Genomic DNA, 25,580 nt, shown 5'->3' on the forward strand with positions numbered 1-25,580 from the left:
GCCAATCCTCCCCCGGAACACGGTCGTCGCGCTGCGCTCCGCATGGCTCCGCGCGCCGCCCTCAAACCACGCCAACCTCACTCAAGCCAATCGAATGCCCTTGACTCACAAATCCCCATATGAGGGTGGGCAAAGGCGCGCAAGAGCCGTGCCCACCATCTTCCTCGATCTCGCGCGAACGGTGGGCACGCTTCCGCCTTCGCTCTGCGGGCTACGGCGGACAAGCCGCTTTGCCCACCCTAGGACGCCGCCGTCATTGCGAGGAGCGAAGCGACGAAGCAATCCAGACTGTCCCAGTCGAAAGGATTCTGGATTGCTTCGCTTCGCTCGCAATGACGGAGCAGGCTGCCAGATCCCCACCCGACAGGAAATATCTTGCAGCTCCGCTGCCCGAAACACGGGCGCACTCAAATCCTTTAAGCTTAAAATAAAGACTAGGATGCTGCCCTTGCCGGTGGCAGACTGGCGGCCGGACGAGTCCGAGGGAGCAACGATGCGCGATTGGGATGATGCTTACGCCAACTCGGCCCATATCCCGGGCTCGGACAAGATGCCGGCGCAATGGGCGGAGCGGGCGGCTGCCTACCGCGCCGGGTTGAAGAATTATCGTGCCGACATCGCTTATGGCTCCGGTGAGCGCCAGCTTCTCGACCTGATCCTGCCTGACGGCGACAGCAAGGGGCTCGTCGTGTTCGTCCACGGCGGCTACTGGATGCGCTTCGACAAATCGACCTGGACCGATCTGGCCGAAGGCGCGCGACACCATGGCTGGACCATGGCGCTGCCGAGCTACACGCTGACGCCGGCCGCGCGGATCTCCGACATCACGGCCGAGATCACCGCCGCCATTGCGAAAGCGGCCTCGCTGGTCTCCGGGCCGATCCGGCTCGCCGGGCATTCGGCCGGCGGCCATCTCGTCACGCGCATGCTGTGCGACGACAGCCGGCTGGAGCCCGCCGTCTTCAACCGCATCGCCGGCACGCTTTCGATCAGCGGCCTGCATGATCTGCGCCCGCTGCTCAAGACCAGGATGAACGAGACGCTGCGCATGAGCATGGAGGAAGCGACGCTCGAAAGCGTGGCGCTGCATTTGCCGCGCGGGCATTCGCCTGTGACGGCCTGGGTCGGCGCTGGCGAGCGGCCCGAATTCATCCGCCAGGCCGACCTGCTGGCCAATGTGTGGACCGGTTTCGACGTGCCGACACGCCTCGTGGTCGAGCCTGCGCTGAATCATTTCACCGTCATCGACGGCCTCAAGGATCCGTCGTCGCAGATCACCGCGCGCCTGATCGGCCTCGACTGACGAGGGCCGGGGATGATCGATCGAAAGGGCTTGTCATGACGTCCAGCGACTACGATCCCGCAAGCGAAGGCGCCCAGACCGACTTCTCCCGGCGCATGTCCTATGGCGATTACCTCGCGCTGGACGCCATCCTCGGCGCGCAGCATCCGCTGTCGGAAGCGCATGACGAGATGCTGTTCATCATCCAGCATCAGACCACCGAGCTGTGGATGCGGCTCGCCATCCACGAGCTCAGCGCCGCGCGCCGGGCCATCGCCAAAGACGAGGTTCAGCCCGCGATGAAGATGCTGGCGCGGATGTCGCGCATCTTCGAGCAGCTCAACGGTGCCTGGGACGTGCTGCGCACCATGACACCGAGCGAATATACCCGCTTCCGCTCGCAGCTCGGCCAGTCCTCGGGCTTCCAGTCGCGCCAGTACCGGCTGATCGAGTTCCTGCTCGGCAACCGCAACCACGCCATGCTCAAGCCCCACGCCCACGACGTGGAGACGACAAAACTGCTCGAAGCCGAACTCGCAACGCCCAGCCTCTATGACGAGGTGCTCAGGCTCGCCGACCGCAACGGGCTCAAGATGCCCGCCTCTGTGCTGGCACGCGACGTCCGCGAGACCCACGGTTTCAGCGAGGGCGTCCTGCAGGCCTGGCGTATCGTCTACGAGGCGCCGGAGACGCACTGGATGCTGTACGAGCTTGCCGAAAAGCTGGTCGATTTCGAGGACTATTTTCGCCGCTGGCGCTTCAACCACGTCACGACGGTCGAGCGCGTCATCGGCTTCAAGCGCGGCACCGGCGGCACCGGTGGCGTCAGCTATCTCAAGCGCATGCTGGAGATCGAGTTGTTTCCCGAACTCTGGCGCGTCCGCACCATTCTGTAGAAATGCCCATGACCAAATATCGCGTCTATCACGACACCAAAGCGCTGTTTCATCTGCCTGACGGCGTGATCTATCTCGACGGCAATTCGCTCGGCGCATTGCCGTTGGGCGTTGCCGAGCGCGTCAGCCGCGTCATCACGACCGAGTGGGGCAACGAGCTGATCCGCGCCTGGAACACGGCGGGCTGGTATGCCCAGCCGCGCCATGTCGGCGACCGCATTGCCCGGCTGATCGGCGCCGAAGCCGGCTCCGTCATGGTCGGGGACACGCTGTCGCTGAAGGTCTACCAGGCCCTTGCAGCCGCGCTCGACATGACCACATCGCGCAATGTCGTGCTGTCGGACACCGGTAATTTTCCCACCGACCTCTACATGGCCGAAGGCCTGATCGCGACGCTCGGGCGTGGTCATCAATTGCGCCTGGTGGCGCCGGAGGAGATCGAGGCCGCGCTGTCGGAAGAGATCGCGGTGCTGTACATCACCGAGGTCGACTATCGCACCGGCCGCCGCCACGACATGGCGAAGCTGACGGCGAAGGCGCATGCGCTCGGCATCGTCACGGTCTGGGATCTCGCCCATTCCGCCGGTGCGCTGCCGGTCGATCTGTCCGGCTGTGGTGCCGATTTCGCCGCCGGCTGCACCTACAAATACATCAACGCCGGCCCGGGCTCGCCGGCGTTTCTCTACGTCGCGCCGCGCCACGCCGACACGGCGCGCGCCGCGCTGTCGGGGTGGATGGGGCACGAAAAGCCGTTCGCGTTCGAGCTTGGCTATGCCGCTGCCGGCGGCGTCGAGCGCATGCGCGTCGGCACGCCGCCGGTGCTCGCAATGGCGGCGCTGGAGGCCTCGCTCGACATCTGGGACCGGGTCGAGATCGCCGAGGTCCGCGCGCGTTCGCTGGCGCTCGGCGATTTGCTGATTGCGGAGGTCGAACGCCGTTGTCCGTCCTTGAGGCTGGTGACGCCGCGCGCGCATGCGCAGCGCGGCTCGCAAGTCTCGTTTGCCTTCGACGGCGGCTACGCCGCCATGCAGGCCCTGATCGCCCGCGGCGTGATCGGCGACTTCCGCGCGCCCGACATCATGCGGTTCGGCATCACGCCGCTCTATATCGGGGAGGATGAGATCGTCCGCGCCGCGGAGATCATCGAGGAGGTGATCGCAGGCGAGGTGTGGCGCCAGCCGGAGTATCAGGTCGTCAATGCGGTGACGTGAGGACGGTCTCGTGCCCCGGACGCAGCGCAGCGCCCCTTGGCGATGCGCTGCGTCCGGGGCCCATGCTGCACTGGAATCCGTCGCGAGATGGGTCCCGGCTCAGCGCAGCAACGCTGGCGCGTTGCAGCGCGTCCGGGACACGAGTGCGCCGGTGGCCGCGCTATCTGCGCTTACCCCCACAGCGCCGCCACGATCGCATCCAGCCCGTCCGTCAGCGCCGCCGGTCCCGGCTGGAGAATGATCGGCGACTTGATCTCGACGATGCGGTCATCCTGCACCGCCGGAATGCCGCTCCACCCATCACGCGCCCGGATGCGGGCAGGCACGACCTTCTTGCCGCACCATGATGCCAGGATCACGTCGGGCGCCGCCGCGCGCACCGCTTCCGCCGAGACGATGCGATCCTTCGCCGCCTGCCGATGCCGAAGCTCCGGAAACACGTCCACGCCGCCGGCGATCTCGATCAGCTCAGAGACCCAGCCAATCCCTGAGATCAGCGGCTCGTCCCACTCCTCGAAATAGACCCTTGGCCGCGGCGAGGGGCGGGGCGTTGCGGCGATCTCGGCAAGGCGCCGCTCGAAACCTTTCGCGAGTTCCTCCGCGCGTTCTGCCACGCCCACCAGCGCGCCCAGCGTGCGGATCATCGCAAGGATGCCGGCGACGTCGCGCTGGTTGAAGACGTGCACGTCGACGCCGGCCCGCACGAGATCGGCAACGATGCCAGCCTGCAAGTCCGAGAACGCCAGCACCAGGTCCGGCTCCAGCGCCAGCACCTTCGGGATATCCGCGGAGACGAAGGCCGACACCCGCGGCTTCTCGCGCCGCACCTGTGATGGGCGAACGGCGTAGCCGGAGACACCGACGATGCGGTCCTGCTCGCCGAGCAGATAGAGGGTTTCGACCGTCTCTTCGGTCAGGCAGACGATGCGGCGGGGCGGGAAGTGGCGCATGGGAGAAGCATATGCGCAAATCAATGCGGCGATGTCAGCACCGCCATGACCTCCGACGTCATTGCCTTGCCGCGCGAAGCCATTCACGCTGAGGCAACAAGGAATTGGGAGGACTTTTGATGACGCCGCTCGAGAAACTTCAAGCGATGAAGATGCCGTTCGCCGAGCTCAAGGGCGTCGAGTTCGTCGAGGCTGGGAAGGACCGTGTGGTCGCGCGGATGGTCGTCCGTCCCGATCTCTGCACGCTGCACCACACCATCCATGGCGGAGCGGTGATGGCGCTTGCCGATTCCGTCGGCGCGGCGGCCACCGTGATCAACCTGCCGGAGGATGCCAAGGGGACGACCACATTGGAGAGCAAGACCAACTTCATCGGCGGTGCCAAGGAGGGGGCCACGGTCATCGCCACCGCCACGCCGGTGCACCGGGGCCGCCGGACCCAGGTCTGGACCACTCGGCTGGAGACTGAGGACGGCAAGCTGGTGGCCGTCGTGACCCAGACGCAGCTGGTCCTGTAAGACTACGGGGCCTTGATTTTATTAACGAATTAGTCGCTCCCATGCCTGAAACTTGGGCAGGTTCCCGTCTTGAAAAATTTGCTGCGACGCACAATATAGGAGGCCTAGGGATTCGAACGCCTCCTCGAGGGACACCAAGAGGAGTTTTGACGTGGTACTTGAAGACACCGTCCGCGCGACGTCCGTTCCGGGCTATGTGCGGACCCTGAGCCAGCAGGAAGAATTGCCGCTTCTGCGCGATCACCTGCTGAGACTCGATGCCGAGAGCCGGCACGACCGTTTCAATGGCTTTCTCGACGACAGCTTCATCGAGCGTTATGCCGCCCGCTGCGCCGAAGACGGCACCGTGATCGTCGCTTATATCGTCGATGGCGTGGTCCGCGGTGCGGCCGAGCTGCATCCGCCGGAGGGCGATTCGCTGCCCGAGGTCGCCTTCAGCGTGGAAGCCTCGGCGCGGCGCCAGAACGTCGGCACCATCCTGTTCAGCCGCCTGATCGCGGAAGCCCGCTGGAAGGGTTTCAAGCGCCTGCGCATCACCACCGGCGCCGAGAATCACGCGATGCGGGCGCTCGCAAGGAAGTTCGGCGCGCATCTGCAGTTCCGCCACGGCGAATCGACCGGCACGATCGATCTCACCAAGACGACCGAGGACGAGCTGGCCGATCTCGCCGCCGCGCCGTTCAAGGCCGGGCGCGCGATTCTCAGCTTCAACTCGACTTGCTGGAAGATTATCTCCAGCATGTACGCCAATCGCGCTGCCTGAACCTAAGAGGCGGCCTGGAAGCAAAAAGCGGACCGGCAAAACCGGTCCGCTTTTGTATTCTGGGTCGTGGAATAAGGGCTCAGGTGCCGGTGCGCTTGTCGTTACCGAAGCGGCGGACGACGCGGCGTTCGACCACCACCGAGCGCTGCGCACCCTGTTCGCCGGCGATCACGCGCGTGGCGGTGATGCGGCTGTTGGTGCGGGCCTGCTTCTTCACCTCGGCCTGGACAACGTCGAGCGGCATACCCATCAGCGCTGCAGCGATCTCGGCCTGCTGCTCCTGGTCGTCGGTGATGCCGACGGCGGCGAAGATCGCCTCATCCAAGGTGGGCGGATCGTGGCGCACGCGCCGCGTGCCATATTTCGTATTCCAGTCTGCGCTCATAACGGCCTCGTTTTGATGCCGGGATACCTAGTGCCGCAGATGTTGCATTGCAATATGAAATCGGTGTGGCAATTCAGCTATGCACCGGTCGGGTGTCACGGCGGTGACGCGACACCGGCGCTCTCAACCCTTTGTTGTGGCCAGCGCTTCAGCGCAGCGTGCCCGGCCTCCGTCAGCCCGTAGATTCCCCGCTCGGCGCGCTCGAACCAGCCATACACGTTGTTAAGCAAGATCTTGCCGGCATCGGGACAGCGCTCGCGCAGATCGCCGACGCGCCGCGGGCCGTCGGCAAGTTGCGAGGCGCAGGCGAGCGCCTGCTGGCGATAGGCGGTCATGATCGGCGCGCGCGTGCTGCCGCCGAGCACGGGGTCCCCCTGGCGGCGCTGGTGTTCGGCAACGAGGCGCGAGCGCACCTTCGGCTCGCGGCGCGGCGCGCCCGTCGGCGGCTTCACCAGCACCTCGACCTGGCCGCGGTCGGTTACCCCGAGCATACCGAAGCCGAGGCGGCGGCAGAGATTGCGATAGCGCGCATCGCTCTCGCGCCCCTTGCCGCGGATCGACATCTTGGCGGCGATCCAGACCTCGTCGGCCGCCGATGCGCGATCGACCGCCTGCAGGATCAGCTCGAGATTGAAGGCGAGCTTGAGTTCGCCGATCACCACGATCGGCGGATCGCCGGCGCTGAGGCCGACCAGATCGCAGCCGCCGATCTCGCCCTTCACGGTGAAGCCGAGCTCTTCGAGGAAGCGTTTGACGGGGAGGTAGAGCGCGGTTTCCACGGGAGGTCCGATCGGAGAATCAGTTGCGGGCAGTCTAGCTCGGATCGGACTCGGCAGAGGATCGCGTTTCAGCCGATGAGCCGGTCATAGTCCGCATGGGAGCCAATCCAGAACCAGACGCAGGTGTCGTTGGTCTCGACCGCCAACGCGATAGCGGAGGCCAACTCGCGCCGACCAGAGCCGTCCGACTTTCTTGAACTGCAGCGACGGATGGGCGGGATTGCTTTTCAATAGAGCGAAATTCGCATCGGCCAGTTTTTGAACACTGGCCGGCAACGCCTCATAGGCTTTCCAAAATCTCGGAGAAGCCGCGTGTCTCACAGGTCCCGTGTCTGTCCTGTGCGGTAGGCGTTCAACGCCTCCTCAGCGAACGCGTCGAGCCTTCCCGTTTGAGCGTCGTGCGCGATGGCTTGATCAAAACGCTGCGCATCGAATTGCTCGAACCACGCGCGAAAGCGCGCCAATTCGTCCGGCGTCAGCAGCTCTACCGCTTTCTCGATATCTTCGGTCGTCATGAGCCAAGTATAGCCATTTCAGTTTGCGGCGAACAGATGCGTCAATCGCGACTTATACCCGTCCGCCGACCGGGATCAGCGCGCCGGTGATGCCGCTTGCGGCATCGCTGACGAGGAAGAGGATAACTTCAGCGAGTTCCTGCGGCGTGACCCATTTGGAAAAATCCGCCTTCGGCATGTCGGCGCGGTTGGCCTTGGTGTCGATGATCGACGGCAGCACCGCGTTCACGGTGACCTTGCCTTTCCACTCGTTCGCCAGCGCTTCGGTGAGGCGATGCACGCCCGCCTTCGACGCGGCGTAGGGACCCATGCCCGAGCCGGCCTGCAGCGCGCCCATGGCGCCGATATTGACGATGCGGCCGGCGCTGGACGCAGCAAGGTGCGGCAGCGCCGCGTGCGAGGTGTTGAGCGCGGTCAGCACGTTGAGCGCATGCATGCGCTGCCAGGTCTTGATGTCGCCGTCGCCGACGGTCTCGAAGGCAAAGCCGCCGGCGATATTGATCAGCGCATCGAGCCTGCCGAAATGCTTCGCTGCCGTCTCGACTGCCGCCTTGGCCTGCGCGGCGTCGGAGAGATCGACGCCGCCGATCTCGATGCGCTCAGGCGTTGCCGGGATTTGCGAGGGCGCATGGTCGATGCCGGCGATCCCAGCGCCGCGCGCCTGCGCGACCTCCGCAACCACCTTGCCGAGAGCGCCGAGCGCGCCGGTGACGATCAGAACCTTGCCTTGCATTGTCGTTCTCCCGGCGCTGCGGCCTAAAGCGCGATGAGATCCGGATGAATCGTCATCGCGCTTTAGGTTGTTGTTTGAGCATGATCTTTTCGGAAAACCGCTGCGCACTTTTCCGGATCATGCTCTAGGCTTGCAGATAGCGCGCCTTCAGTGCGGTGCGCTCTGCTGTGCCGAGCTTGAGCCCGTTGCGCAAGTAGGTTTCGAGGTCGCCATACTCGCTGACGACGGCTTCAAAAGCCGCGGCGAGATATGAGGCCTGGACGGAGCCGATGGCGTCGAGAACGTCGGCCGGAAGATCGGAGGCGCTCGACAGGTCGCGCTTGTAGTGTTGGTTGGTGAGGAGATAGTCCTCGGCAATGACCTCGTCGGCGACGCCCAGCGCATGCAGGATCAGCGCGCTGGCAAAGCCGGTGCGATCCTTGCCGGCGGTGCAATGGATCACGAGCGGCGCGCGGTCTTCCAGGAGATGGCCGAACAGCGCGCGGAAGCTGTGCGTGTTGTGGCGGACATAGTTGCGATAGGACTCGCGCATCAGCTCGAGCGCGACAGGCGCGGTCAATTTGCCCGCGGCAAGCTCGGCCCGCAGCGCGGCGACGACCGTCGGCTCGATCGGCAGCGAATGCACCGCGATCTCGTCCACGACGCAGACGCCCGCGGTGCGCTCCTCCAGTCCACGAAAGTCGAATGCGCTGCGCACGCCCAGTGCACGGACGATCTCGATGTCGGAAGCAGTGAGCTGGCCGAGATGGTTGGAGCGGAAGATGTGCCGCCAGCGCGTGGTGCGGCCGTCGGTTGTGGCGTAGCCGCCGAGGTCGCGAAAATTGCTGGCGCCTTGCAGGGCGAGGTGGCGGGCGGGAGAGTCTTTCAGGGAAGAGTCTTGCATGGGCTCAGCTTGGGTTATGGTTCCGCTGGACGCACGGCTGGCGTCCTTGGGTGCATTGAAGGGGGTAATTATGGGCCGGCACAAGGCTATTGTTCTGACGATCACCATGCTCGCGAGCGGAATTGCCGCTGCGCGGCAGGCGGACGCGCAGACGTTCCGGACCTATCGCTGCGCTGATGGTACGCGGTTCATCGTCGGGTTTTATGACCATGACACGCGCGCCTTCCTCCAGATCGACGGCGAGCCGGCCACGCTGGAGAAGCGGGTGGCGCTGTCGGGTGCGCGCTATTCGGGGGCAGGGATCACGCTGCGGATCGCCAAGACCGGAGCGACCACCGTCAAGCATCTGAAGCGGCCGGTCACCGCCTGCACGGTGGTCGAAAAGCCAAGTCTCTAAGAGCCAAGTCTCTAAAAACCAAGTCTCTAGCTGGGAGCCAGCCGGAATCAAAAAGGGTCGAAACCTCGTTGTTTCGACCCTTTTTCAAACTTCCGTCGAGCGCTTGAAAGAGCGCGGCGGTCTCAAACCAGACACTGGCATTAGCGTTCCCATTTGGGCTTTGCTTCGTCGACCGCATCCTGGTGGTACCAGCTGTCGCTGCAGATCGAGACGTTCGCGGGAAGCGACGTGTGATCGGCGGGAAGGCGGGTATCGCCATAGCGGCGTCCGGCGAGAGCCGCGCGGCCCCCGGCGGGGAATTGATAGATCTTCGCAGATCCCTGACTCAGTCCATTGTTCATCATTGCGATTTGCTCCTGGGTCGAAGCGCCTTGGCCTCCATGGTGCGCCCGACTCGTTCGATTGTGGTTACTGGAATCCCCATATCGGCCGCGCACCCCGAATTGAAAAGTGCTGAAAAGGAAATCAGTTGCCGCCCACTTTGTAGGCAGGCGACCGCCTGCACCCCCTAAGGCATCGTGTGGGTGACTAACGCCTGGGCCATTCCAAAGGTTGCTAGGCAGGGGCGGAAGACTTTGCGAAAATTGCCGGACGTTGATGCGCGTTTCATCGGCAACCTCCCGCAGTGCGGCCGATGCTCCAGAATCGGGCGTTTTCCGCGGGATTTTTGCAGTGCAGCTTCACGCGAAGGTGCGCGCCTATGCCGCACGCCGCTGTGGACCGTTTGCCGCCGGCAGGCCGACCCTGGCCGCGGTGGACAGCCTCCCGCGCTGCGGCCTTTTGGCACGTTAAATGCTTGTAAACGGCCGGCCGATGATGGCCGGGTACAAACGTGCGGGGGCCTTTGCAGGCCCCCACCTTTCGCATCATCTACAGAGAGGCTCAATGACCAAGTATAAGCTCGAGTACATCTGGCTCGACGGATATACGCCGACTCCGAACTTGCGCGGCAAAACCCAGATCAAGGAATTCGCGTCGTTCCCGACGCTCGAGCAGCTTCCGCTCTGGGGCTTCGATGGCTCCTCCACCCAGCAGGCCGAAGGCCACAGCTCCGATTGCGTGCTGAAGCCCGTCGCCGTCTTCCCGGACGGTGCCCGCACCAACGGCGTGCTCGTGATGTGCGAAGTCATGATGCCCGATGGCAAGACCCCGCACGCCTCCAACAAGCGCGCCACCATCCTCGACGATGCCGGCGCCTGGTTCGGCTTCGAGCAGGAATACTTCTTCTACAAGGACGGCCGTCCGCTCGGCTTCCCGGCTTCCGGCTATCCGGCTCCGCAGGGTCCGTACTACACCGGCGTCGGCTTCTCGAACGTCGGCGACGTCGCCCGCAAGATCGTCGAAGAGCATCTCGACCTCTGCCTCGCGGCCGGCATCAACCATGAAGGCATCAACGCGGAAGTCGCGAAGGGCCAGTGGGAATTCCAGATCTTCGGCAAGGGGTCCAAGAAGGCCGCTGACGAAATGTGGATGGCCCGCTACCTGATGCTGCGCCTCACCGAGAAGTACGGCATCGACATCGAGTTCCACTGCAAGCCGCTCGGCGACACCGACTGGAACGGCTCGGGCATGCACGCCAACTTCTCCACCGAGTACATGCGTACGGTCGGCGGCAAGGAGTACTTCGAGGCGCTGATGGCCGCGTTCGACAAGAACCTGATGGACCACATCGCCGTCTACGGCCCGGACAACGACAAGCGTCTGACCGGCAAGCACGAGACCGCGCCGTGGAACAAGTTCAGCTACGGCGTTGCCGATCGCGGCGCGTCGATCCGCGTTCCGCACTCCTTCGTCAACAACGGCTACAAGGGCTATCTGGAAGACCGTCGTCCGAACTCGCAAGGCGACCCATACCAGATCGCTTCGCAGATCCTGAAGACGATCGCGTCCGTCCCGGCTGACAAGAAGGCCGCGGCCTAAGATCCTCCCGGCCCGGGCTAGGGGGCTGGCCCGGGTTGGCATCCAATCCGCTGGAGCTTAAAAGGCTCCGGCGGATTTTTGCATTTTGGCGACAGCCGATCTTGTAGGTCTGCCGGCCATGCCGGCTTGAAGTCTGTCCATCGCCGTCGAAAGCGGGATAGAGTGTCCGCAGGATGCGCGCGGGGCCGGGGACACGGCTGGTGTTTGAAGGCTTCTACAAGGTGCGGTTTCAGCTCGGCGACAACGTCGGCCGGAGCGTGATGCATGCCGGCAATGGCAAGATGCTCGGCGGCAATTCGGCGTTCGCCCATATCGGCAGCTACGAGAAGACCGACGCCGGCGTCGACATCGTCATCAAGACCGTCCGCCACAACCCCGATCCGAACTACCGCGCCATGGCCGGCACCGACGATGCGACCCTGATCGCGAAAGGCTGGGCCGACGGCGATCTCTACCGCTTCAAGGGCGAGCTGAAGGAGTTGCCCGGCGTACCGTTCCAGTCGGTGATGACGCCGATCACCGAGGACGAGGTGCCGATCGCCGGCGGCCTCGGCGAGGGCGGTATCGCCGATGGACTCTACTCGGTTCACCTGCGCATGCTCGACGGCGTCGACGGCGGCCTCACCGGCGTGATGCTGCTCAACCGGGGCCGCATCCTCGGTGGCGATGCCGCGTTCTACTATCTCGGCAGCTACACCGCCGCGAACGGGCGCTGGAAGGGCCAGATCCTCAATCAGGAGCACACGCCGGCAAAGGACGATCCGATCTTCGGCGGCCACGAGGTCGGCATCGGCTTCTCCGGCAGCTATGATGGCGAGCAGGCGGTGCTGGAGGCGACCGCGCTCGCCGGCAAGCGCAGCCTGCGCCTGACCGCCGCGCTGAAGCTGATGCACCGCGCCTGAACGTTATCCGGGAATACCCATGGCAAACACTCTTCGCATGCTCTCGACCCTCGGCCTGATGGGCGCGATGCGCAGCCTGTCCTCCGCCTTCGAGGCGGCCAGCGGCATCCAGGTCGATGCCGACTTCGCGCCGACGCTGGCACTGCTCAAGCGCCTGCGCGAGGGCGAGGCCGCCGATCTCGTGATCCTCACGCGCGAGGGGCTCGACGAGATGATCGGCGAGGGCCGCGTGATCGCAGACAGCGCGGCCGACCTGGCGCGCTCATTCGTCGGCCTCGCCGTGCGGGGAGGGCAGCCGCATCCCGAGATCGGAAGCGAAGCCGCGCTGCGCACGACGCTGCTGGCGGCCCGGTCGGTCGCCTATTCGCGGCTGGGCGCGAGCGGCGTCTACTTTGCCCAGCTGATCGTGCGGATGGGGATCGCGGCCGAGATCAACGCCAGGGCCACCATCGTCGAGCAGGGCTTTACGGCGGAGCGGCTCGTCAGCGGCGAGGCTGATCTCGCCGTGCAGCAGATCAGCGAGCTGAAGCAGGTCGGCGGCATCGAGGTGATCGGTCCGATCCCGCATGATTTGCAGACACCGGCGGTGTTCTCCGCCGGCCGCATGGCCAGCGCGAAGCAGGCCGAAGCGGCCGACCGGCTGCTGCGCTATCTGGCTTCGCCAGAGGTCGTGCCCGTGCTGCGCCAATCGGGACTCGAGCCTTGAATTTGCCGGGACGGGGACGCAACGTGGCGGCCATGCGGATCTATCTCCTTGCCATCCTCCTCGCGCTTGCCGCGCCGCTCTCGGCGCATGCGCAATCGGCCGACCTCGTCCTGTGCGACCGGGTCGCGGCCGATCCCAGCGATCCCGACAAGCCGGCCGACGTGAAGGGCGTGGCGGAGATCGCAGCCTCGGACGTCGCGACCGCGATCAAATTCTGCAAGCAGGCCGCAAGCTCGTCACGGCGCGCGATGTTCGCGCTCGGCCGCGCCTACGCGGCCAACCGGCAGACCGGCGAGGCGATCGCCGCCTGGCGCAAGGCGGCCGACAAGGGATCGAGCGCGGCGATGGTCGAGCTCGGCGTTGCCTACGGCACCGGCGCGGGCGTTGCCAAGGACGAGGCGCAGGCGCGCAGATTGTTCGAGAAGGCGGCGCAGGCCGGCAATCCCCGCGGTGTCAGCAATCTTGCCGCGATCGGCGGCGCCGGCGGTGCCGCGCCGGCCGATCCCGCGCAGGCCCGCGCGCTGCTGGCCAAGTCCGCCGAGACCAACGCCGAGGCGCAGTACCAGCTCGGCCTGATGCTCTCCGAAGGCACGGGCGGGGCGCAGGACGACGTCGCGGCACGGGCGATGTTCGAGAAGGCGGCGGCGCAAAATCATCCCGGCGCGCTGGAGCGGATGGGCGCCTTCGCGCAGGAGGGCCGCGGCGGTGCCAAGGACAAGGACGCCGCAAAGGCCTATTACGAGCGCGCCGCCGCGCTCGGCGACGAGGATGCCAAGAAGGCGCTGGAGCGGCTGCGCTGCCCCTATGCGATCAAGGACAAGCAGGGCAAGCTCGTCACCACGCTGTGCTTCTGATCATCGTCCACCTCTCCCCGTTGGAGAGCGATGAGAAGCCTCACTTCATGTAGTAAGCGAGATTGTTGCGGGCGTCGCGATAGGTGGTCTCGAGATAACCGGGATACTCGGCTGCGGCCTGCGCCACCGCGCGCACGACGCAGGCCCAGAAGTCGCCATCCCATTTGAAATGCGCTTCCGTCGCGCCCTCGAACTTGACGGCGGTAATGATGGCCTGCCTGATCGCGTCGTCACCGGCGCGCGGATGGGCGCGCTTCAGATAGCCGAACATCGGCCCTTCATGGGCGTGGTCGCGGTCGTAGCGGTATTTTTCGGACAATTGCTGCGGCGTGAGGGTGCGGTAGATGCGCACTTCCTCGTCGGTCGGACGGCCCTCGATCGAATCCAGTCGATAGCGCCAGCGCCAGAGCTCGAAGGCGGCATCGAGCAGCGGCTGCTTCGCCGCGCTGGCGATGAAGGCTGCGACCTGCTCTTCGGCCGATGGCTCTGTCTGGTTCATGGCCCTTGGTCGCGCGGGTGCGCCGTCGGGTTCGAACCCCGGATGGAGCGAAGCGTAATCCGGGAACAGGCTCTCGATAAAAGTCGAAAAACAACCCCATGCACAGTAGCCAAGTGCTTGAAATTGCAAGCTTGCGGATTTTGCGAAGACGATTTGACTCGTCGGGCAAGACAGGAGCATGATGGCATCGTGCAGAGAGGGCCCCGCGAATGGCCCCTGCGCGGAAAAGCCGGATGGAAACGACGTGGCGGCGGTGCTAGGTAGCCCGCGATTCCTTTTGCATTTTGCGGGCTGATTGCGTTGCTGGACGGGCTCTACAAGGTTGAATACGGCATCCACGATGCGTTCGGGCGCAGCATCATGTGCCTGCACGACGGCAAGATGCTGGGCGGCAATTCGGCCTTCGCGCATCTCGGCACCTATTCCGAGCGCGACGGCGAGATCGTCGCCGAGGTGATCACCGAGCGGCACAACGAGGATCCCAATTACAAGCCGCTGATGGGGGCCGATGTCGCCAGGATCGGCGCACGCGGCCGGCTGATCGGCAACCAGATCCGTCTCCACGGCAGCGCGGACACGATGCCGGGCGGCAACTTCTGGGCCAACCTCACGCGGCTCGACGACGAGGCGCTGCCGCCGAGCGGCGCAGTCGGTCCAGGCGGCATCGCCAACGGCCTCTACGGGATGGGCCTGCGCGCGCTCGACGGGGTCGATGCCGGGCTGTCCGGCGTGATGCTGCTGATCGACGGCCGCATCCTTGGCGGCGATGCGTTCTTCTACTATCTCGGTTCCTATTCCTCGGCGGACGGCCGCTGGAAGGGCGAGATGCTGAACCAGGAGCACACGCCGGCGAAAGGCGAGAACCCCGTCTTCGGCGGCTACGAGGTCGGGATCGGCTTCTCCGGGACCTGCACGGAGGACAGCGGCGAGCTCGAAGGCATCGCACTCGCCGGCAAGCGCAGCCTGCGGCTTGCGGCTTCGCTGAGGCTGATGAGAAGGGCGTAGGCGACGGATCATTCCGTCGCGTCGGCTGTGCTGTCAGAAGGCGACGTTGAGCGCGTGCATCTGGATGTCGGCTTTGGGCCCCGAGGCAGACGTTGACTATGAGATTGCGCCGTATTGGCCGAGAAAGTTGGGCCTTGGGCTAGCTCGACAACATTGTAGCGCGGCAAACTGCAGCATCGCACAAACTCCGCGATGGGTAGCAATCGTCGACGACGATCGGTCGGACCTCCTCCGCTGAATCGTTCCGAAAGTACTGCGCGAAGTCTCTTGGTGAGGCAGAGCGGGCGGGCCGCCATTCGCCCAGGTTGGGTACTTCTCAGTCTGGATAGCAAAGCGTGGCCAAACTTTCCGGCGTGCGAGACTCAAAAGTTCAATTTAACTTCCCTTGGCCCCTGCCTAATCTCTCCAATTCCTGGAACAAATACGGACTCGCTAAGATGAACATCGTCCGATCCCTGATGGGGATCCATGCCCGTCCTTGCCACGCTTGTGGAGCACCACAGAGCCCAAAGTCAGATCCTTTCGGCAACCCCATCCGGATGACGGCTCACGAGTTTGCTTGTTTAAAGGCTGATCCAGAAAAAGTGCCGGCCTTCCTTCGTGTCGAGTTTGAGAAAACCTTGAGTTGGGAAAGGCGAGAGTTGCGCAAGAGATTCACTGTCGTTCGATAATTCAAGCGGCGACGAAGCGGCTTGGCCGCCAAAATACAGCCCCTCGTCACTACGAAGGCGCCGGAGTCTTGCCACAAGTAGCGGCGTCCCAAACGATCTCCTTTAATCTTGCGGCATCGGCAAAATGTCGCAGCACAGAGCAATATGAAATAGCTCACATGACGATTTGCAACCCTTGATAAACTCCGCCCCCGGGGCTGCCAACCTGGAGGATTTTTGATGACAATCCTATTTCAATCTCATAGCGGGCGAGAGAAGGAGAGAATCCACGGACGAGGACCCTCGGCGCTTGCTGCTCCGCCGGCCGGAACTGATATTGCGGTCGATGAGCAAGCTGACTTTGGCTACTTCGTCCCGCCGTTGGATGCACCCGAGAACTATCTGCCGACCGCTCCCGAAACAGTAAGCGAGCTTGACGCGCTGGGTAACAGCATGATCGACGCGCAAGCCGATCCGGAAGATCCTGCTCCTGACTCCACCATGCCCCCGGTGCTGACATATTGGGGACAATTCCTCGATCACGAACTGACTGCCCGCACCGATCGCGAGTCCGAGATGACCAGCGTGAGGGACCCGCACCCCCCCGTCGTTTCCTCGACCATTGAAAGCAGGTTCAGAAACGCCCGCTCGCCGCGATTTGACCTCGACAGCGTGTATGGCGGCTCGCCAATCGGCCCCGGAATTACTGCTGACATGGCCACCGTCATATCGGGACTGCGTCATCCTAAGTTTGTGAACAAGATGCGCGTCGGAACGGCCATCGACCCAGGCCCTCTTCCGGACGCATTGGACGAACACCGCGATCTACCAAGATACGTACAGGTGCAGGATGCGGTTCGGAATGCTGCTCTTCGCACGGCGCAGGCGTCGATGAGCGCAGAAGAATTCTCAAAGTTTTCGGCCGGCCTGCCACAGCGCGCCCTGATCGGCGACACGCGCAATGACGAGAATCTCGTTGTCGCCCAATTCCATCTGAGCTTTCTTCGCTTTCACAACAAAGCTATCGACTTCCTGGCGAGCCACAACACCGGCTGGATCGCGGATTTTTCCGCGGCTCAAACTCTCACGCGACTGCACTATCAATGGTTGATTGTCGAAGGTTATCTGAAGGGCGTTTGCGATCCGGCTGTGGTGGACCGCGTCGTCCAAGATCGCGCATCACATTTTTTCAAGTTCAGGGCCGAGTTCGACGCGCGACGGCAAAACTCGCGACTGGGCAATGCGCTGCCTCTTGAGTTCTCGGCTGCCGGATACCGGTTCGGACACTCCATGGTTCGCGCCTTTTATGACTACAACAAGAATTTCGGGCGCCCTGGCGGAATTCTCCCGAAGGCGACCCTGGAGCTGTTATTCCAGTTCACCGGTGGCGGCGCGCGATTGGTGGCAGACAAGAGACTCCCCAAGAACTGGGTTATCGATTGGACCCGGTTTACAGGCGTCGCCCCGCACGACGCGGCCGACGGACTACCGGCGCGGGTCGCCAGAAAGATCGATACCGCATTGGCGCCGCCCTTGAAGACAATGGTCAAGGAAGGCAATGATGAGACGGACACTCAGTTGAAGGAGCTGTTCAAGAATCTTGCACGTCGTAACTTGCGGCGAGGCTACAATCTCAGGCTTCCCACCGGACAGGCCCTCCACAAACACCTCAAACAAACCGGTGCCGTCGAATCGAATCCGATCACGGATGTGTCGACGATCTTTGCTTCGAAGCCAACGCTCCGCGATTTCCTCAAGAACTCATCGTCGAAGTTCTTCGAGCGAACACCCTTGTGGTTCTATATTCTGGCTGAAGCCGAAAAAGGTGGCGGCAACAAATTGGGAGAAGTTGGCAGCTTCCTCGTTGCGTCAACTTTTGTTGGCGTCTTGCTGGCGGATCCTGATTCAGCTTTGTCGCGCGGTTTCGACCCCAGCCAAAGTCCGCTCCGAATGGGAGATAAAAGCCCTATCGATTCCATCGCGAAATGGGTGCGCTTTGCGGACGTGATGGAATGAGCTGATAGGCCGCAGCTGGCGCTCGTGAAAGAGCCTCGCCGTAATGACGGCGGGGCGGTAGCTCAATCAATCCGCATCTACGTGCTAGTCGCGCGCGGGCACCGGCTTCCGCGTGGTGGGTGCAGCCGGAAGCGGCGTGAAATCCGGGTTCTGGTCGTTACCGACCCGTATGCCGGAATAGGCGACGAGCCCGTCGGCGGTGGCAACCGCGTCGCCCGAGCGTAACGAGCCGTCCATCGCGAGATCGACTGGTGCAAGACCGGCGGGGCTTCGGCCGTTGCAAGTGCAATCGGCGCGCAGCGCCTTCCGATAGGCAAAGGCGTTTTCGCTATCGGCGTAACGTTCGCCGGTTGCGGCATAGGCTCTGTCGATGCTGGAGCCGAAGAAAACTTTGGTCGGGCTTGCCGGACAGAAGGCCTGACACATCTGCGCCGGCGAGGCCGCACCGCGCATCAGCGGAAAATATTTGCCGTCGCAACTGCGCACGCAGAAGGCAGGTCCCGCGCCTGCGACGACCGGCCGCGGCGGTGGTGATTGCGGATCAACAGACGAGGTCTGCTGCTGCTGCTGCTTCTGGAGGCCTCCGAAAAGGAAATCAAGCAAGCCTTCGGCCGCACTCATTTCCGGCGTCAGCGCCACGGGGCCAACGACGGCGACAGCAACAAGCATGCGGCGCAGCTTGCGCTGAACGCACAATTCGGTACGCATCGCTTGTTCCGCCGGACGCAATGAACCCTCTTCAGCACAAAGGACGCTTGCGGCAATCGTGGATACGAAACGCGCTCTAAGCTGGGCGGAGAAGGGGAAAGAAATAGGCGAGTGGGCACGGCAAGCGCCACATTTCGGTCGTTATGGAACACCGTCGGAGCCGTGATCCCCCGGAGTTCGCGCGGCGCAAAAGCTGACGCTCGGCGGGCAGCGCAGTAAGGTCAGCCATGGGGCCAGAAGGCGACGTTCCCGGCTGCCCTCATAAGACCCGACATGACAGACAGGCCACCATCTGAGCGCGGCCTGCTGCGTGCGTGAATTGGTCAGTTCTTGTACCCCATACTGCTACAGACCGCATATTGATAGTTGGGGTTCGCACCTTGCGCCCATAGCCCTTGTTTGCATTCCACGTACGTCCTGGCCTTGGGTGGTGCAAACGCCCTTATATCCGGGTCGAGCACTTTGGCATGCGCCCCCGGGTGAAATATCTCTGTCGATGGAGTGTTCGGCCTCGTGGTTTTCGTCACTGCGTTGGCGGGTGCATTCGACAAGATGGCGGCAGCCAAGCCGACAAGGAACAGCGAGGAAAATCTCATAGCAATGTCCTCCGCAACGCCACCTCGAAGCAGGTGGCAAGCGACTATTCAAGAGGGCCACAAGCAGTGATGGCGTCGAGTGAACATAACAACCTTGTTCCCGAAGGGCAATTGACGGAATTGCTCCGATGTCGCCTCTGGGGCCAGGGACTGACATCCGCAAGGGCACCGGCGGTGTTCGCAAGGGGCCGGCAATGGAAAGCTCCCGCCGACGCTGTGCGTTCCGCGCCGGCGAGTTCTTGTTGTTAGATTCAGTTGACCTTGACTACCTGCGGGACCTTCCAGCTCCCGTCGATGATCGAAGGCGGAGTGTCCTTCGGCCAGTACATCCGCAGCATCAGGACGAAGTCGCCCTTCGGTGCCGGCAGCCAGTTGGCTTCCTTGTCTGCACCCGGCGACTCGTTTTGGAAGTAGAGGGTCAATGAGCCGTCGGCATTGAACTTCGGATTGTCGCGCATGCTGACGGTGAACCTGTTGAGAGGATTGGGGACGAACCACCAGCCCTGGTCGATCATGTACATGGTGAACGACCAGAAACCATTGACGGGAGGCGTCGCATCCTTCGGGAAGGTCAAGCTGTACTTGTTCGCACCGCTCAACTTCTGTCCGGTCGAATCCTTTTCGGTGTTCGGATAGACGGCGTCGCGCTCCTGGTTGGCGGGCCAGCCAAAGGCTGCCACGACCGCTCGCTTCATGTAATCGGAAGGGCCATAGGTCCCGAGCCCCTTGGTGATCGACCAGCCGTCAACGATCCCACCAAGGTTGTCCTTGTTGGCCTCGATCTTTTTCAGAGCTGTCTGCGGAATGTCCTTCAGCGCTTGCTGAACTGCCGGACCAAGCTTGCTCATCTCGAACGGCTTGCCGGGCACGATACCGATCTTCGCCATGCTCGCGAGCATCGGTGCATCCGCCGTCGGCGCGGGCGCCGCCGCCGCCATCAGCCTAGTCATCAGATTGAAGTATCCCTCCGTCCCCATGTCGAGAATGACCGTCTGCGGCTTGTCGGTCATGCTGAAGCCCGGACTGGGATCTACCGGCGGTGCCACCGGCGTGTATGGCTTGCCCCAGGCTGAAAGCGGCGTGATCTTGTACTGTGCCTGCAGCGCGTTGACGGCCTTGTAGTCAGCCTCGCTACCGTCGGCGTAGGTGCGGCCGAGAATGACCATGTAGCGGGTCGCCATCGGGACGTGTTTCATATCCGCCGGTACCTCGCCCTTCCAGCCCGGAGCGGTGAACAGGTAGTTGGCGGCCTTTCCACTGGCCGTCCGCTTGCTCGGCGAGTGCTCGGAATCCGACATCCAGAGATCAGTGATCTCGAAGAGATAGAAACGATTGCCCATATCCGGGTGACTGAACACCTGCGGCTCGGCGAGATCGAGCCAGGCAACCGAATACAGCGTGTCGGCGTTGGGCGCGGAAACGCCGCGGTAATCCGCGGGCGGATAGCGGGGGACATTGACGAATTGTCCGGTCGGACTTGTAAAGCCCTCCACCTTCGGAACGTTGCTCATCTGCACGCGGGTTACTTCGGTCGTGATCAGCGAGTAGCCATAGACATAGGCATCGGTGGCGATCTGCTGCGCTTCCGCGGGCGATATGGATTGCGCGCGCGACGGCACGGTGGCTGCGAAGCAAGTCGATACGGCAAAGCCAACAGCGAGAAAAATACGTCGATCAATCGTGGCCATACGATCCACCCTTGTTGTTTTTCGGGACAACGGTTGCTGGTAATGGTTCAGGCAGGCACGCCGAAGTAGATGCTTGAAACAAGCATCCACGCAAAAGCGTTCTATTGATTCAGATCAACAGGTGTCGACTCGGGATCGGCTTGTCCGGGACCTTCACGGCCGACAGCGGCGAGCTCGAAGGCATCGCGCTTGCCGGCAAGCGCAGCCTGCGCCTTGCGGCCTCGCCGGGGCTGATGAGAAGGGCGCAGGCGGCCGATCATTCCGTCGCGGCTGCTCTGCCGTCAGAAGGCGACGTTGAGCGCGTGCGTCTGAGTGTCGGCTTTGGGCCAAAGCTGACACCGCTAATCTCTTTCCATGAGAGTCTCCACGACAATATACTGCCGCAAGACGGTCCGAGATCGTGAACGATGCGTCGAAGAGAGTTCATAGCTGGTCTGGGGTCGGCAATTGCCTGGCCGATCGCGGCACGGGCACCGCAATCAGAGACGACCGACATCAAGACGCCTGACACTCACTTGCCGGGGCTGTCGGCAATTCAAGCTGGAACGGGAATGAACAGCAGTATCACGATGCTAGCAGCTCACAACAACGCCACGTGGTGCGACGCAGTTTGCCGGGCGCATGATCGTCCTGGCGAGTTTCATGAGACGATCTGGTTGACCCGGCTGGGAACGCCACGCTTCTATCCCGACGCGGTGACGACGGCAGGTGTGGAAGCTGCACCAGCGCAGCTCAAGGCAATCGCTGACTTGATCAGTTCAAATCGACGGCGGGAGTGGTTTGTCAAGGACAGCTTCCATTGCCTGCGCCTGGAGTCGCTTGGCTTCGAGCCACTATTCGATGCCGAATGGATCGCGATGAGTGGCGTTCGGCCCGACGGCCGACATCATCAGCCGGGCGACCGTTCGACCATAGTGACCGACGAAGCTGGATTGAGCGCCTGGGAGCGGTCCTGGGCTGACGAGGACGCCAAGGCGTCTGCGATACCCTTGCCGCGCGTGTTCATGCCCGGCCTGCTTGCGGACGACAGCATCGTTTTTGTCTCCATTCAGGGGGAGGATGGCAGTACCGGCGGCGGCATCCTCAATCGAGGTGCTGATGTCGTCGGCCTTTCAAATCTGTTCGGCTCTCAAATGGATCGGGTCTGGCGAAGCCTGATCGCGATCGCGGGTGAGAGTTTTCCTGGCCTACCTCTGGTCGGCTACGAGCACGGACATGATATTGCTGCCGCCAAATTGGCCGGGTTCGAGACCATCGGTCCTTTGCGGATCTGGAGACTTCCTGCCACAGCGCGCTGATGACGCTTGACCTGTGTCAACCGCGCGGTCGAGCGGGGACTCCAAAACAGCGCGCATCAAGCAAGTGTCGTAACGCTGCCTTCTTGGCTACAGAACCTTGCTCGCGCCGGGAATCTGCCGCAGCGCGCGCGTCAGTGCCCAGCTGAATGCGACTGTCAGGACGAAGCCGACCGTCGCTTTGACGATCGCCGGCAGATCGTAGTCGAACAGCCAGTACTGCAGCCACAGCGCGATCGGGTAGTGCACCAGGAACATGCCGAAGGCGTCCGCCTGCATCGGGTCGAGCAGCCTGGCTGTGCCTGATTGCTTGAATCTCTGAAAGAAGGCCAGGATCAGGAACATGATGGCCACGCTGAAGACGGTGAAGCAGATGGCGTAGAGGCCTTCATACCAAGCCGGCAACGGCGACGGATTGCCGAGGATCTCCCGCTTGATGAAGATCAGTCCCCAGAGCAGGCAATACGGCACGATCGTGAGCACCATCCAGTCCCAGCTGACCTTCGCCATCCGGCCGTCAGGTGCGAGCAGGCCGCGATCCATATTCGCAAAGCCGATGCCGGCGCCGAAGAAGAAATAGCTGGCATAGAGCATCACCCGCCCGTGCTGTACCGAGAACGGCCCGAACTCGAACCAACTGCTGGGTCCATAGTGGATCAGCCCGGGAATGTAGAACGCGGCGGTGACGGCCAGCATGACGGCGAAGAAGACTGCCGGCCGGCGGCGGCCGTGCAATGAAAGACGATTGATCGGGTCGAGCAGGGTGGGGCGCAACCGGTACAGCAGGCATGCCACCAGGTCGAAGGCGAACAGGACCCAGAGGAACCAGATCGGTCCGCTCGGCCACGGGCCCTTGGTGATCATGGTCCGGTAGTATTCCGAGAAGCCGATTTCGGGATGGTGTCGGAGCGAGATGGCATAGTAGGCGATCGGGATGACCGTGAAGGCGCAGATCACGAACGGCAGGCCGAGCCGAAGCAAACGGTCCTGGAGGTAGCTCGCCGCTCCCTTCCGGGCGATGCCGGACCAGGCGAATAACCCCGACAGGAAAAAGAACATCGCCATGAAGAAGCTGTCGGTGGCGAGCACGATCATGTCGAAGCCGAAGAAGAACTTCGGGTCGGTATGGCCGAAATAGGTGTAGGGGATCACTGCGTGATGCAGCAACACGACCAGGGTCAGAAACGTCCGCGCCCGGTCGATCGCGAGATTGCGGGACTTCACTCTGGGTATGGATTGCGAATTGTCCGGGACTGCAGCCTCGAAAGTTACGGTCATGCTCTATCCCCGCAACAGCAACGTCGCCTGGCCCGAACCTGTAGACCGGATTTGCCTGTGCATTGCAGCAGCGACCGTCCGGTGGGAGCCGTTGGCCTGTAGATTTGGGCCTGTAGATTTGTGGCCCGTGCGCGCGGAGGCTTGATCTGAATCAAGTGCGGAAATGCGTCACACACGCCGGCGAAGGACGGGAACCCCGTATTTGGGGGCTACGAGGTCGGGATCGGCATCTCCGGGACCTGCACGGCCGACAGCGGCGAGCTCGAAGGCATCGCGCTTGCCGGCAAGCGCAGCCTGCGCCTTGCGGCCTCGCTGAGGCCGATGCGGCGGCCGTCGGCTTCCGACAAATGCTTCGCGAAGCTCAGCGCTTGCCGAACCATTCCTCGTAGATTCTCTGGTACGTGTCATTCTCGCGCAGCGCCAGCAGCGCTTCGTTGACGTGCTTGCGCAAGGGGCTGCCGGTCGGGAAAACGATGCCGTAGTCTTCCTTGTGGAATACGGCGCCAACGATCTTTGCCAGTCCTCTGCCGTCGTGGGTCTCGTAGTAATGCAGCACGGGTGCGTCGAATACGACGGCGTCGATCTCCTGGTTCAACAGCGCATTGAAGAGGTCGTCGACCTTTTCGAACTCGAGAACCTGAGCCTTGGCTTCGTTCAGGTAGACGGCCGCGGTGCTTCCCCGTGTCGTGCCGACCGGCTTTCCGACGAGATCGCGCGGACCGTTAATCGGTCCCTTGATCTGCTGCACTGTCAGGGATGCCGTCAATTGCGCCGTGTAAAAAGCCACGAACACGACGCCCGTGAACATCCAGAGCACCGCGACGATCCGAGCCACCCAGTGCCGGGGCATTTGATCCGCCTGCGTCGCCAGGGTGCCTGCGGCCCAGAACATGGCATGGAAGATTCCCGGGAAATACTTCGTGCTCGGAATGATTCCATTGCGATGGTGCCGTTCCACCAGGAAGATCAAATGTGCCGGGATGAGGATCAACAGCAGCGCAATTCCGAGCCAGACCAGAAGCGTGCGGGAGAAGAACAACTGCATCAGCTCGCGCAACGGATTCGGCTCGACATTGGCCGCAGTGCCACGCACCAGGATTTGCAGACCGGAATTCATGATCGGCTGAGAAAAGTCGAACCTGTTCTCGCGGTCGGAAGTGATCGAGATGGCCGCGATCGCGAGATCCGCTCGACCGTGTTCGACAGCGTCAAGCAATTCGCCGACATCCGGCATGACGACGTATTCGGTCTCGCAATTCAGCCGGCCGCCAATGCTGTTCCAAAGCTCGATGCTGAAGCCGCTCAGAGTCCCATTTTTCTCGATGACCATGGGAGGGACTATTCTGGTCGCCACCTTGAGCCTGGTGGTCCCACCTTCGGCCATGGACCAGGTGATACACGTCAGCAGCACCAACACGAGCCCGCGGGCGATCCTGGCCGCAAGCGCGTCGAGCAGCCGGACGCCACTTGCACGAAGACGACCCAGGAGATCAGGGCGAGGCATCGATGGTTTCCCTGTCGAGAGCCGCGTTGTCTGCGTGTGCCCAGGGCATGAGACTGGTTACGGATTGACGGCCAAGTCTAACACACAAGTCTAACACACAAGCCTAACACACAAGCCTAACACAAGACGGGCACGATGCGACGCGATCACCGTTGGGGTCAGTCACCAGCGTGGGTGTTCGAATACCCGTCCGGTGACAAAAGGCGGCGCGGTCAAAAGCTGAGGGACGATGGGCCGCGAGTTCGATATGGCCGCATTGGCGGATGCTGCGCCCCTTGGCGCGCTTTGGGTTCGGAGCACGCGCCGGCGAAAGGCGAGAACCCCGTCTTCGGCGGCTACGAGGTCGGGATCGGATTCTCCGAGACCGGCACGTCCGATAGCGGCGAGCCCGAAGGCATCGCGCTCGCCAGCAAGCGCAGCCTGCGCCTTGCGGCTTCGCTCATGCTGATGCGGCGGGCGTAGGCGAGGGATCATTCCGTCGCGTCGGCTGGGCTGTCATAAGGCGACGTTGAGGGTGTGGTGTGCATGTGGAATGTCGGCTTTGGGGCCATACTCGGACATTGGCGCGGTTATTCGGCCAGCTCGGCCGCGCGCGCCCGCACCGGCAAGTCAGCGATGCTCCTCCACTTCCGTTAACAAATACATAC

The 25,580-nt window shown here is 62.9% G+C and carries 27 protein-coding genes and 2 pseudogenes; 16 read left to right on the forward strand and 13 right to left on the reverse strand.

The window, feature by feature from the left end; genetic code table 11:
* The first annotated feature begins 493 nt into the window (after nucleotides 1-493).
* The 3 genes from VGR99_RS11245 to kynU are packed head-to-tail and all read left to right on the forward strand — an operon-like array spanning nucleotide 494 to nucleotide 3,389.
* Nucleotides 494-1,303 (forward strand): alpha/beta hydrolase, encoded by an 810-nt coding sequence (locus VGR99_RS11245; RefSeq protein ID WP_326898425.1) that lies wholly within the window; start codon nucleotides 494-496, stop codon nucleotides 1,301-1,303.
* A gap of 35 nt (nucleotides 1,304-1,338) precedes the next feature.
* Complete coding sequence (gene kynA, locus VGR99_RS11250; protein ID WP_326898426.1) at nucleotides 1,339-2,178, forward strand: tryptophan 2,3-dioxygenase; 840 nt, start codon at nucleotides 1,339-1,341, stop codon at nucleotides 2,176-2,178.
* Between the two features lie 8 nt (nucleotides 2,179-2,186).
* A complete protein-coding gene (gene kynU / locus VGR99_RS11255) occupies nucleotides 2,187-3,389 on the forward strand; it encodes a kynureninase (protein WP_326898427.1) in 1,203 nt (400 codons plus the stop codon).
* 170 nt (nucleotides 3,390-3,559) lie between these two features.
* Here kynU and VGR99_RS11260 read toward each other — a convergent pair whose 3' ends face one another.
* On the reverse strand, nucleotides 3,560-4,339 hold the full coding sequence (locus VGR99_RS11260; protein ID WP_326898428.1) for a cobalamin-binding protein: 780 nt from the start codon (nucleotides 4,337-4,339) through the stop codon (nucleotides 3,560-3,562).
* 119 nt (nucleotides 4,340-4,458) lie between these two features.
* Between VGR99_RS11260 and VGR99_RS11265 the strand changes: the two genes are divergently transcribed.
* Together VGR99_RS11265 and VGR99_RS11270 are read left to right on the forward strand one after the other, a co-directional pair.
* On the forward strand, nucleotides 4,459-4,857 hold the full coding sequence (locus VGR99_RS11265; RefSeq protein ID WP_326898429.1) for a PaaI family thioesterase: 399 nt from the start codon (nucleotides 4,459-4,461) through the stop codon (nucleotides 4,855-4,857).
* Nucleotides 4,858-5,008: 151 nt separating this feature from the next.
* A complete protein-coding gene (locus VGR99_RS11270; RefSeq protein ID WP_326898430.1) occupies nucleotides 5,009-5,620 on the forward strand; it encodes a GNAT family N-acetyltransferase in 612 nt (203 codons plus the stop codon).
* Nucleotides 5,621-5,699: 79 nt separating this feature from the next.
* On the opposite strand, the gene VGR99_RS11275 is transcribed toward VGR99_RS11270, so the two are convergent.
* From VGR99_RS11275 to VGR99_RS11300, 6 genes and pseudogenes are all read right to left on the reverse strand, one after another.
* Nucleotides 5,700-6,005 (reverse strand): hypothetical protein, encoded by a 306-nt coding sequence (locus VGR99_RS11275; RefSeq protein WP_015686575.1) that lies wholly within the window; start codon nucleotides 6,003-6,005, stop codon nucleotides 5,700-5,702.
* A 95-nt stretch (nucleotides 6,006-6,100) separates the two neighbouring features.
* Nucleotides 6,101-6,784: a DUF2161 domain-containing phosphodiesterase gene (locus tag VGR99_RS11280; RefSeq protein ID WP_326898433.1), complete on the reverse strand. Its 684-nt coding sequence runs from the start codon at nucleotides 6,782-6,784 to the stop codon at nucleotides 6,101-6,103.
* Nucleotides 6,785-6,852: 68 nt separating this feature from the next.
* Nucleotides 6,853-7,105 (reverse strand): annotated as a pseudogene (locus tag VGR99_RS11285) (hypothetical protein).
* Nucleotides 7,102-7,299, reverse strand: coding sequence for a hypothetical protein (locus VGR99_RS11290; protein ID WP_326898434.1), 198 nt, complete (start codon nucleotides 7,297-7,299; stop codon nucleotides 7,102-7,104). The pseudogene VGR99_RS11285 and the gene VGR99_RS11290 overlap by 4 nt, the downstream one beginning before the upstream one ends.
* 52 nt (nucleotides 7,300-7,351) lie before the next feature.
* Entirely contained in the window at nucleotides 7,352-8,032 is a 681-nt protein-coding gene (locus VGR99_RS11295; RefSeq protein WP_326898436.1) for an SDR family oxidoreductase, read from the reverse strand.
* A gap of 124 nt (nucleotides 8,033-8,156) precedes the next feature.
* Nucleotides 8,157-8,900 carry a tyrosine-protein phosphatase gene (locus VGR99_RS11300; protein WP_326898531.1) on the reverse strand — a complete coding sequence of 248 codons (744 nt, stop codon included), beginning with the start codon at nucleotides 8,898-8,900 and terminating at the stop codon, nucleotides 8,157-8,159.
* An 85-nt stretch (nucleotides 8,901-8,985) separates the two neighbouring features.
* Here VGR99_RS11300 and VGR99_RS11305 point away from each other — a divergent pair, with 85 nt between their 5' ends.
* Entirely contained in the window at nucleotides 8,986-9,312 is a 327-nt protein-coding gene (locus tag VGR99_RS11305; RefSeq protein WP_326898532.1) for an MliC family protein, read from the forward strand.
* A 140-nt stretch (nucleotides 9,313-9,452) separates the two neighbouring features.
* On the opposite strand, the gene VGR99_RS11310 is transcribed toward VGR99_RS11305, so the two are convergent.
* The gene (locus VGR99_RS11310) at nucleotides 9,453-9,656 is read right to left on the reverse strand and encodes a DUF2735 domain-containing protein (RefSeq protein ID WP_326898437.1); all 204 of its coding nucleotides are present in this window, start codon (nucleotides 9,654-9,656) and stop codon (nucleotides 9,453-9,455) included.
* 541 nt (nucleotides 9,657-10,197) lie between these two features.
* Between VGR99_RS11310 and VGR99_RS11315 the strand changes: the two genes are divergently transcribed.
* From VGR99_RS11315 to VGR99_RS11330, 4 genes are all read left to right on the forward strand, one after another.
* Nucleotides 10,198-11,232: a glutamine synthetase beta-grasp domain-containing protein gene (locus VGR99_RS11315; protein ID WP_008129886.1), complete on the forward strand. Its 1,035-nt coding sequence runs from the start codon at nucleotides 10,198-10,200 to the stop codon at nucleotides 11,230-11,232.
* Nucleotides 11,233-11,432: 200 nt separating this feature from the next.
* Nucleotides 11,433-12,134 (forward strand): GrlR family regulatory protein, encoded by a 702-nt coding sequence (locus VGR99_RS11320; RefSeq protein ID WP_326898439.1) that lies wholly within the window; start codon nucleotides 11,433-11,435, stop codon nucleotides 12,132-12,134.
* A 19-nt stretch (nucleotides 12,135-12,153) separates the two neighbouring features.
* The gene (locus VGR99_RS11325) at nucleotides 12,154-12,840 is read left to right on the forward strand and encodes a substrate-binding domain-containing protein (protein WP_326898440.1); all 687 of its coding nucleotides are present in this window, start codon (nucleotides 12,154-12,156) and stop codon (nucleotides 12,838-12,840) included.
* Nucleotides 12,841-12,872: 32 nt separating this feature from the next.
* The gene (locus VGR99_RS11330; protein ID WP_326898441.1) at nucleotides 12,873-13,694 is read left to right on the forward strand and encodes a tetratricopeptide repeat protein; all 822 of its coding nucleotides are present in this window, start codon (nucleotides 12,873-12,875) and stop codon (nucleotides 13,692-13,694) included.
* 40 nt (nucleotides 13,695-13,734) lie between these two features.
* Here the strand turns inward: VGR99_RS11330 and VGR99_RS11335 are convergent, their stop codons facing one another.
* On the reverse strand, nucleotides 13,735-14,193 hold the full coding sequence (locus tag VGR99_RS11335) for a hypothetical protein (protein WP_326898442.1): 459 nt from the start codon (nucleotides 14,191-14,193) through the stop codon (nucleotides 13,735-13,737).
* Between the two features lie 300 nt (nucleotides 14,194-14,493).
* On the opposite strand from VGR99_RS11335, the gene VGR99_RS11340 reads away from it, so the two are divergent.
* Both VGR99_RS11340 and VGR99_RS11345 read left to right on the forward strand, forming a co-directional pair.
* Complete coding sequence (locus VGR99_RS11340; protein ID WP_326898443.1) at nucleotides 14,494-15,198, forward strand: GrlR family regulatory protein; 705 nt, start codon at nucleotides 14,494-14,496, stop codon at nucleotides 15,196-15,198.
* 890 nt (nucleotides 15,199-16,088) lie between these two features.
* Complete coding sequence (locus tag VGR99_RS11345; protein WP_326898444.1) at nucleotides 16,089-17,864, forward strand: heme peroxidase family protein; 1,776 nt, start codon at nucleotides 16,089-16,091, stop codon at nucleotides 17,862-17,864.
* Between the two features lie 84 nt (nucleotides 17,865-17,948).
* Here VGR99_RS11345 and VGR99_RS11350 read toward each other — a convergent pair whose 3' ends face one another.
* A complete protein-coding gene (locus tag VGR99_RS11350) occupies nucleotides 17,949-18,572 on the reverse strand; it encodes a DUF2865 domain-containing protein (protein ID WP_326898445.1) in 624 nt (207 codons plus the stop codon).
* 847 nt (nucleotides 18,573-19,419) lie between these two features.
* On the reverse strand, nucleotides 19,420-20,856 hold the full coding sequence (locus VGR99_RS11355) for a DUF1254 domain-containing protein (protein ID WP_326898446.1): 1,437 nt from the start codon (nucleotides 20,854-20,856) through the stop codon (nucleotides 19,420-19,422).
* Nucleotides 20,857-20,960: 104 nt separating this feature from the next.
* Here VGR99_RS11355 and VGR99_RS40095 point away from each other — a divergent pair, with 104 nt between their 5' ends.
* Nucleotides 20,961-21,260: a hypothetical protein gene (locus VGR99_RS40095; RefSeq protein WP_414645111.1), complete on the forward strand. Its 300-nt coding sequence runs from the start codon at nucleotides 20,961-20,963 to the stop codon at nucleotides 21,258-21,260.
* A gap of 147 nt (nucleotides 21,261-21,407) precedes the next feature.
* Complete coding sequence (locus VGR99_RS11365) at nucleotides 21,408-22,154, forward strand: hypothetical protein (protein WP_326898447.1); 747 nt, start codon at nucleotides 21,408-21,410, stop codon at nucleotides 22,152-22,154.
* 87 nt (nucleotides 22,155-22,241) lie between these two features.
* Here VGR99_RS11365 and VGR99_RS11370 read toward each other — a convergent pair whose 3' ends face one another.
* The gene (locus tag VGR99_RS11370) at nucleotides 22,242-23,429 is read right to left on the reverse strand and encodes an acyltransferase (RefSeq protein WP_326898448.1); all 1,188 of its coding nucleotides are present in this window, start codon (nucleotides 23,427-23,429) and stop codon (nucleotides 22,242-22,244) included.
* A gap of 162 nt (nucleotides 23,430-23,591) precedes the next feature.
* On the opposite strand from VGR99_RS11370, the pseudogene VGR99_RS11375 reads away from it, so the two are divergent.
* A pseudogene (locus VGR99_RS11375) lies at nucleotides 23,592-23,759 on the forward strand (GrlR family regulatory protein); the annotation flags it as partial.
* A 31-nt stretch (nucleotides 23,760-23,790) separates the two neighbouring features.
* On the opposite strand, the gene VGR99_RS11380 reads toward VGR99_RS11375, so the two are convergent.
* On the reverse strand, nucleotides 23,791-24,933 hold the full coding sequence (locus tag VGR99_RS11380) for a transporter substrate-binding domain-containing protein (protein ID WP_326898450.1): 1,143 nt from the start codon (nucleotides 24,931-24,933) through the stop codon (nucleotides 23,791-23,793).
* 285 nt (nucleotides 24,934-25,218) lie between these two features.
* On the opposite strand from VGR99_RS11380, the gene VGR99_RS11385 reads away from it, so the two are divergent.
* Nucleotides 25,219-25,395, forward strand: coding sequence for a hypothetical protein (locus VGR99_RS11385; protein WP_414645112.1), 177 nt, complete (start codon nucleotides 25,219-25,221; stop codon nucleotides 25,393-25,395).
* Nucleotides 25,396-25,580 lie beyond the last annotated feature (185 nt).

Origin of the sequence: Bradyrhizobium sp. (assembly GCF_035935975.1) — a bacterium.
Classification (GTDB): domain Bacteria; phylum Pseudomonadota; class Alphaproteobacteria; order Rhizobiales; family Xanthobacteraceae; genus Bradyrhizobium.

Coding starts and splice junctions, on each gene's coding strand:
- VGR99_RS11245 (WP_326898425.1), top strand. CDS start 494: ATGCGCGATTGGGATGATGCTTACGCCAACTCGGCCCATATCCCGGGC.
- kynA (WP_326898426.1), top strand. CDS start 1,339: ATGACGTCCAGCGACTACGATCCCGCAAGCGAAGGCGCCCAGACCGAC.
- kynU (WP_326898427.1), top strand. CDS start 2,187: ATGACCAAATATCGCGTCTATCACGACACCAAAGCGCTGTTTCATCTG.
- VGR99_RS11260 (WP_326898428.1), bottom strand. CDS start 4,339: ATGCGCCACTTCCCGCCCCGCCGCATCGTCTGCCTGACCGAAGAGACG.
- VGR99_RS11265 (WP_326898429.1), top strand. CDS start 4,459: ATGACGCCGCTCGAGAAACTTCAAGCGATGAAGATGCCGTTCGCCGAG.
- VGR99_RS11275 (WP_015686575.1), bottom strand. CDS start 6,005: ATGAGCGCAGACTGGAATACGAAATATGGCACGCGGCGCGTGCGCCAC.
- VGR99_RS11290 (WP_326898434.1), bottom strand. CDS start 7,299: ATGACGACCGAAGATATCGAGAAAGCGGTAGAGCTGCTGACGCCGGAC.
- VGR99_RS11295 (WP_326898436.1), bottom strand. CDS start 8,032: ATGCAAGGCAAGGTTCTGATCGTCACCGGCGCGCTCGGCGCTCTCGGC.
- VGR99_RS11305 (WP_326898532.1), top strand. CDS start 8,986: ATGGGCCGGCACAAGGCTATTGTTCTGACGATCACCATGCTCGCGAGC.
- VGR99_RS11310 (WP_326898437.1), bottom strand. CDS start 9,656: ATGATGAACAATGGACTGAGTCAGGGATCTGCGAAGATCTATCAATTC.
- VGR99_RS11315 (WP_008129886.1), top strand. CDS start 10,198: ATGACCAAGTATAAGCTCGAGTACATCTGGCTCGACGGATATACGCCG.
- VGR99_RS11325 (WP_326898440.1), top strand. CDS start 12,154: ATGGCAAACACTCTTCGCATGCTCTCGACCCTCGGCCTGATGGGCGCG.
- VGR99_RS11330 (WP_326898441.1), top strand. CDS start 12,873: ATGCGGATCTATCTCCTTGCCATCCTCCTCGCGCTTGCCGCGCCGCTC.
- VGR99_RS11335 (WP_326898442.1), bottom strand. CDS start 14,193: ATGAACCAGACAGAGCCATCGGCCGAAGAGCAGGTCGCAGCCTTCATC.
- VGR99_RS11345 (WP_326898444.1), top strand. CDS start 16,089: ATGACAATCCTATTTCAATCTCATAGCGGGCGAGAGAAGGAGAGAATC.
- VGR99_RS11350 (WP_326898445.1), bottom strand. CDS start 18,572: ATGCGTACCGAATTGTGCGTTCAGCGCAAGCTGCGCCGCATGCTTGTT.
- VGR99_RS11355 (WP_326898446.1), bottom strand. CDS start 20,856: ATGGCCACGATTGATCGACGTATTTTTCTCGCTGTTGGCTTTGCCGTA.
- VGR99_RS11365 (WP_326898447.1), top strand. CDS start 21,408: ATGAACAGCAGTATCACGATGCTAGCAGCTCACAACAACGCCACGTGG.
- VGR99_RS11370 (WP_326898448.1), bottom strand. CDS start 23,429: ATGACCGTAACTTTCGAGGCTGCAGTCCCGGACAATTCGCAATCCATA.
- VGR99_RS11380 (WP_326898450.1), bottom strand. CDS start 24,933: ATGCCTCGCCCTGATCTCCTGGGTCGTCTTCGTGCAAGTGGCGTCCGG.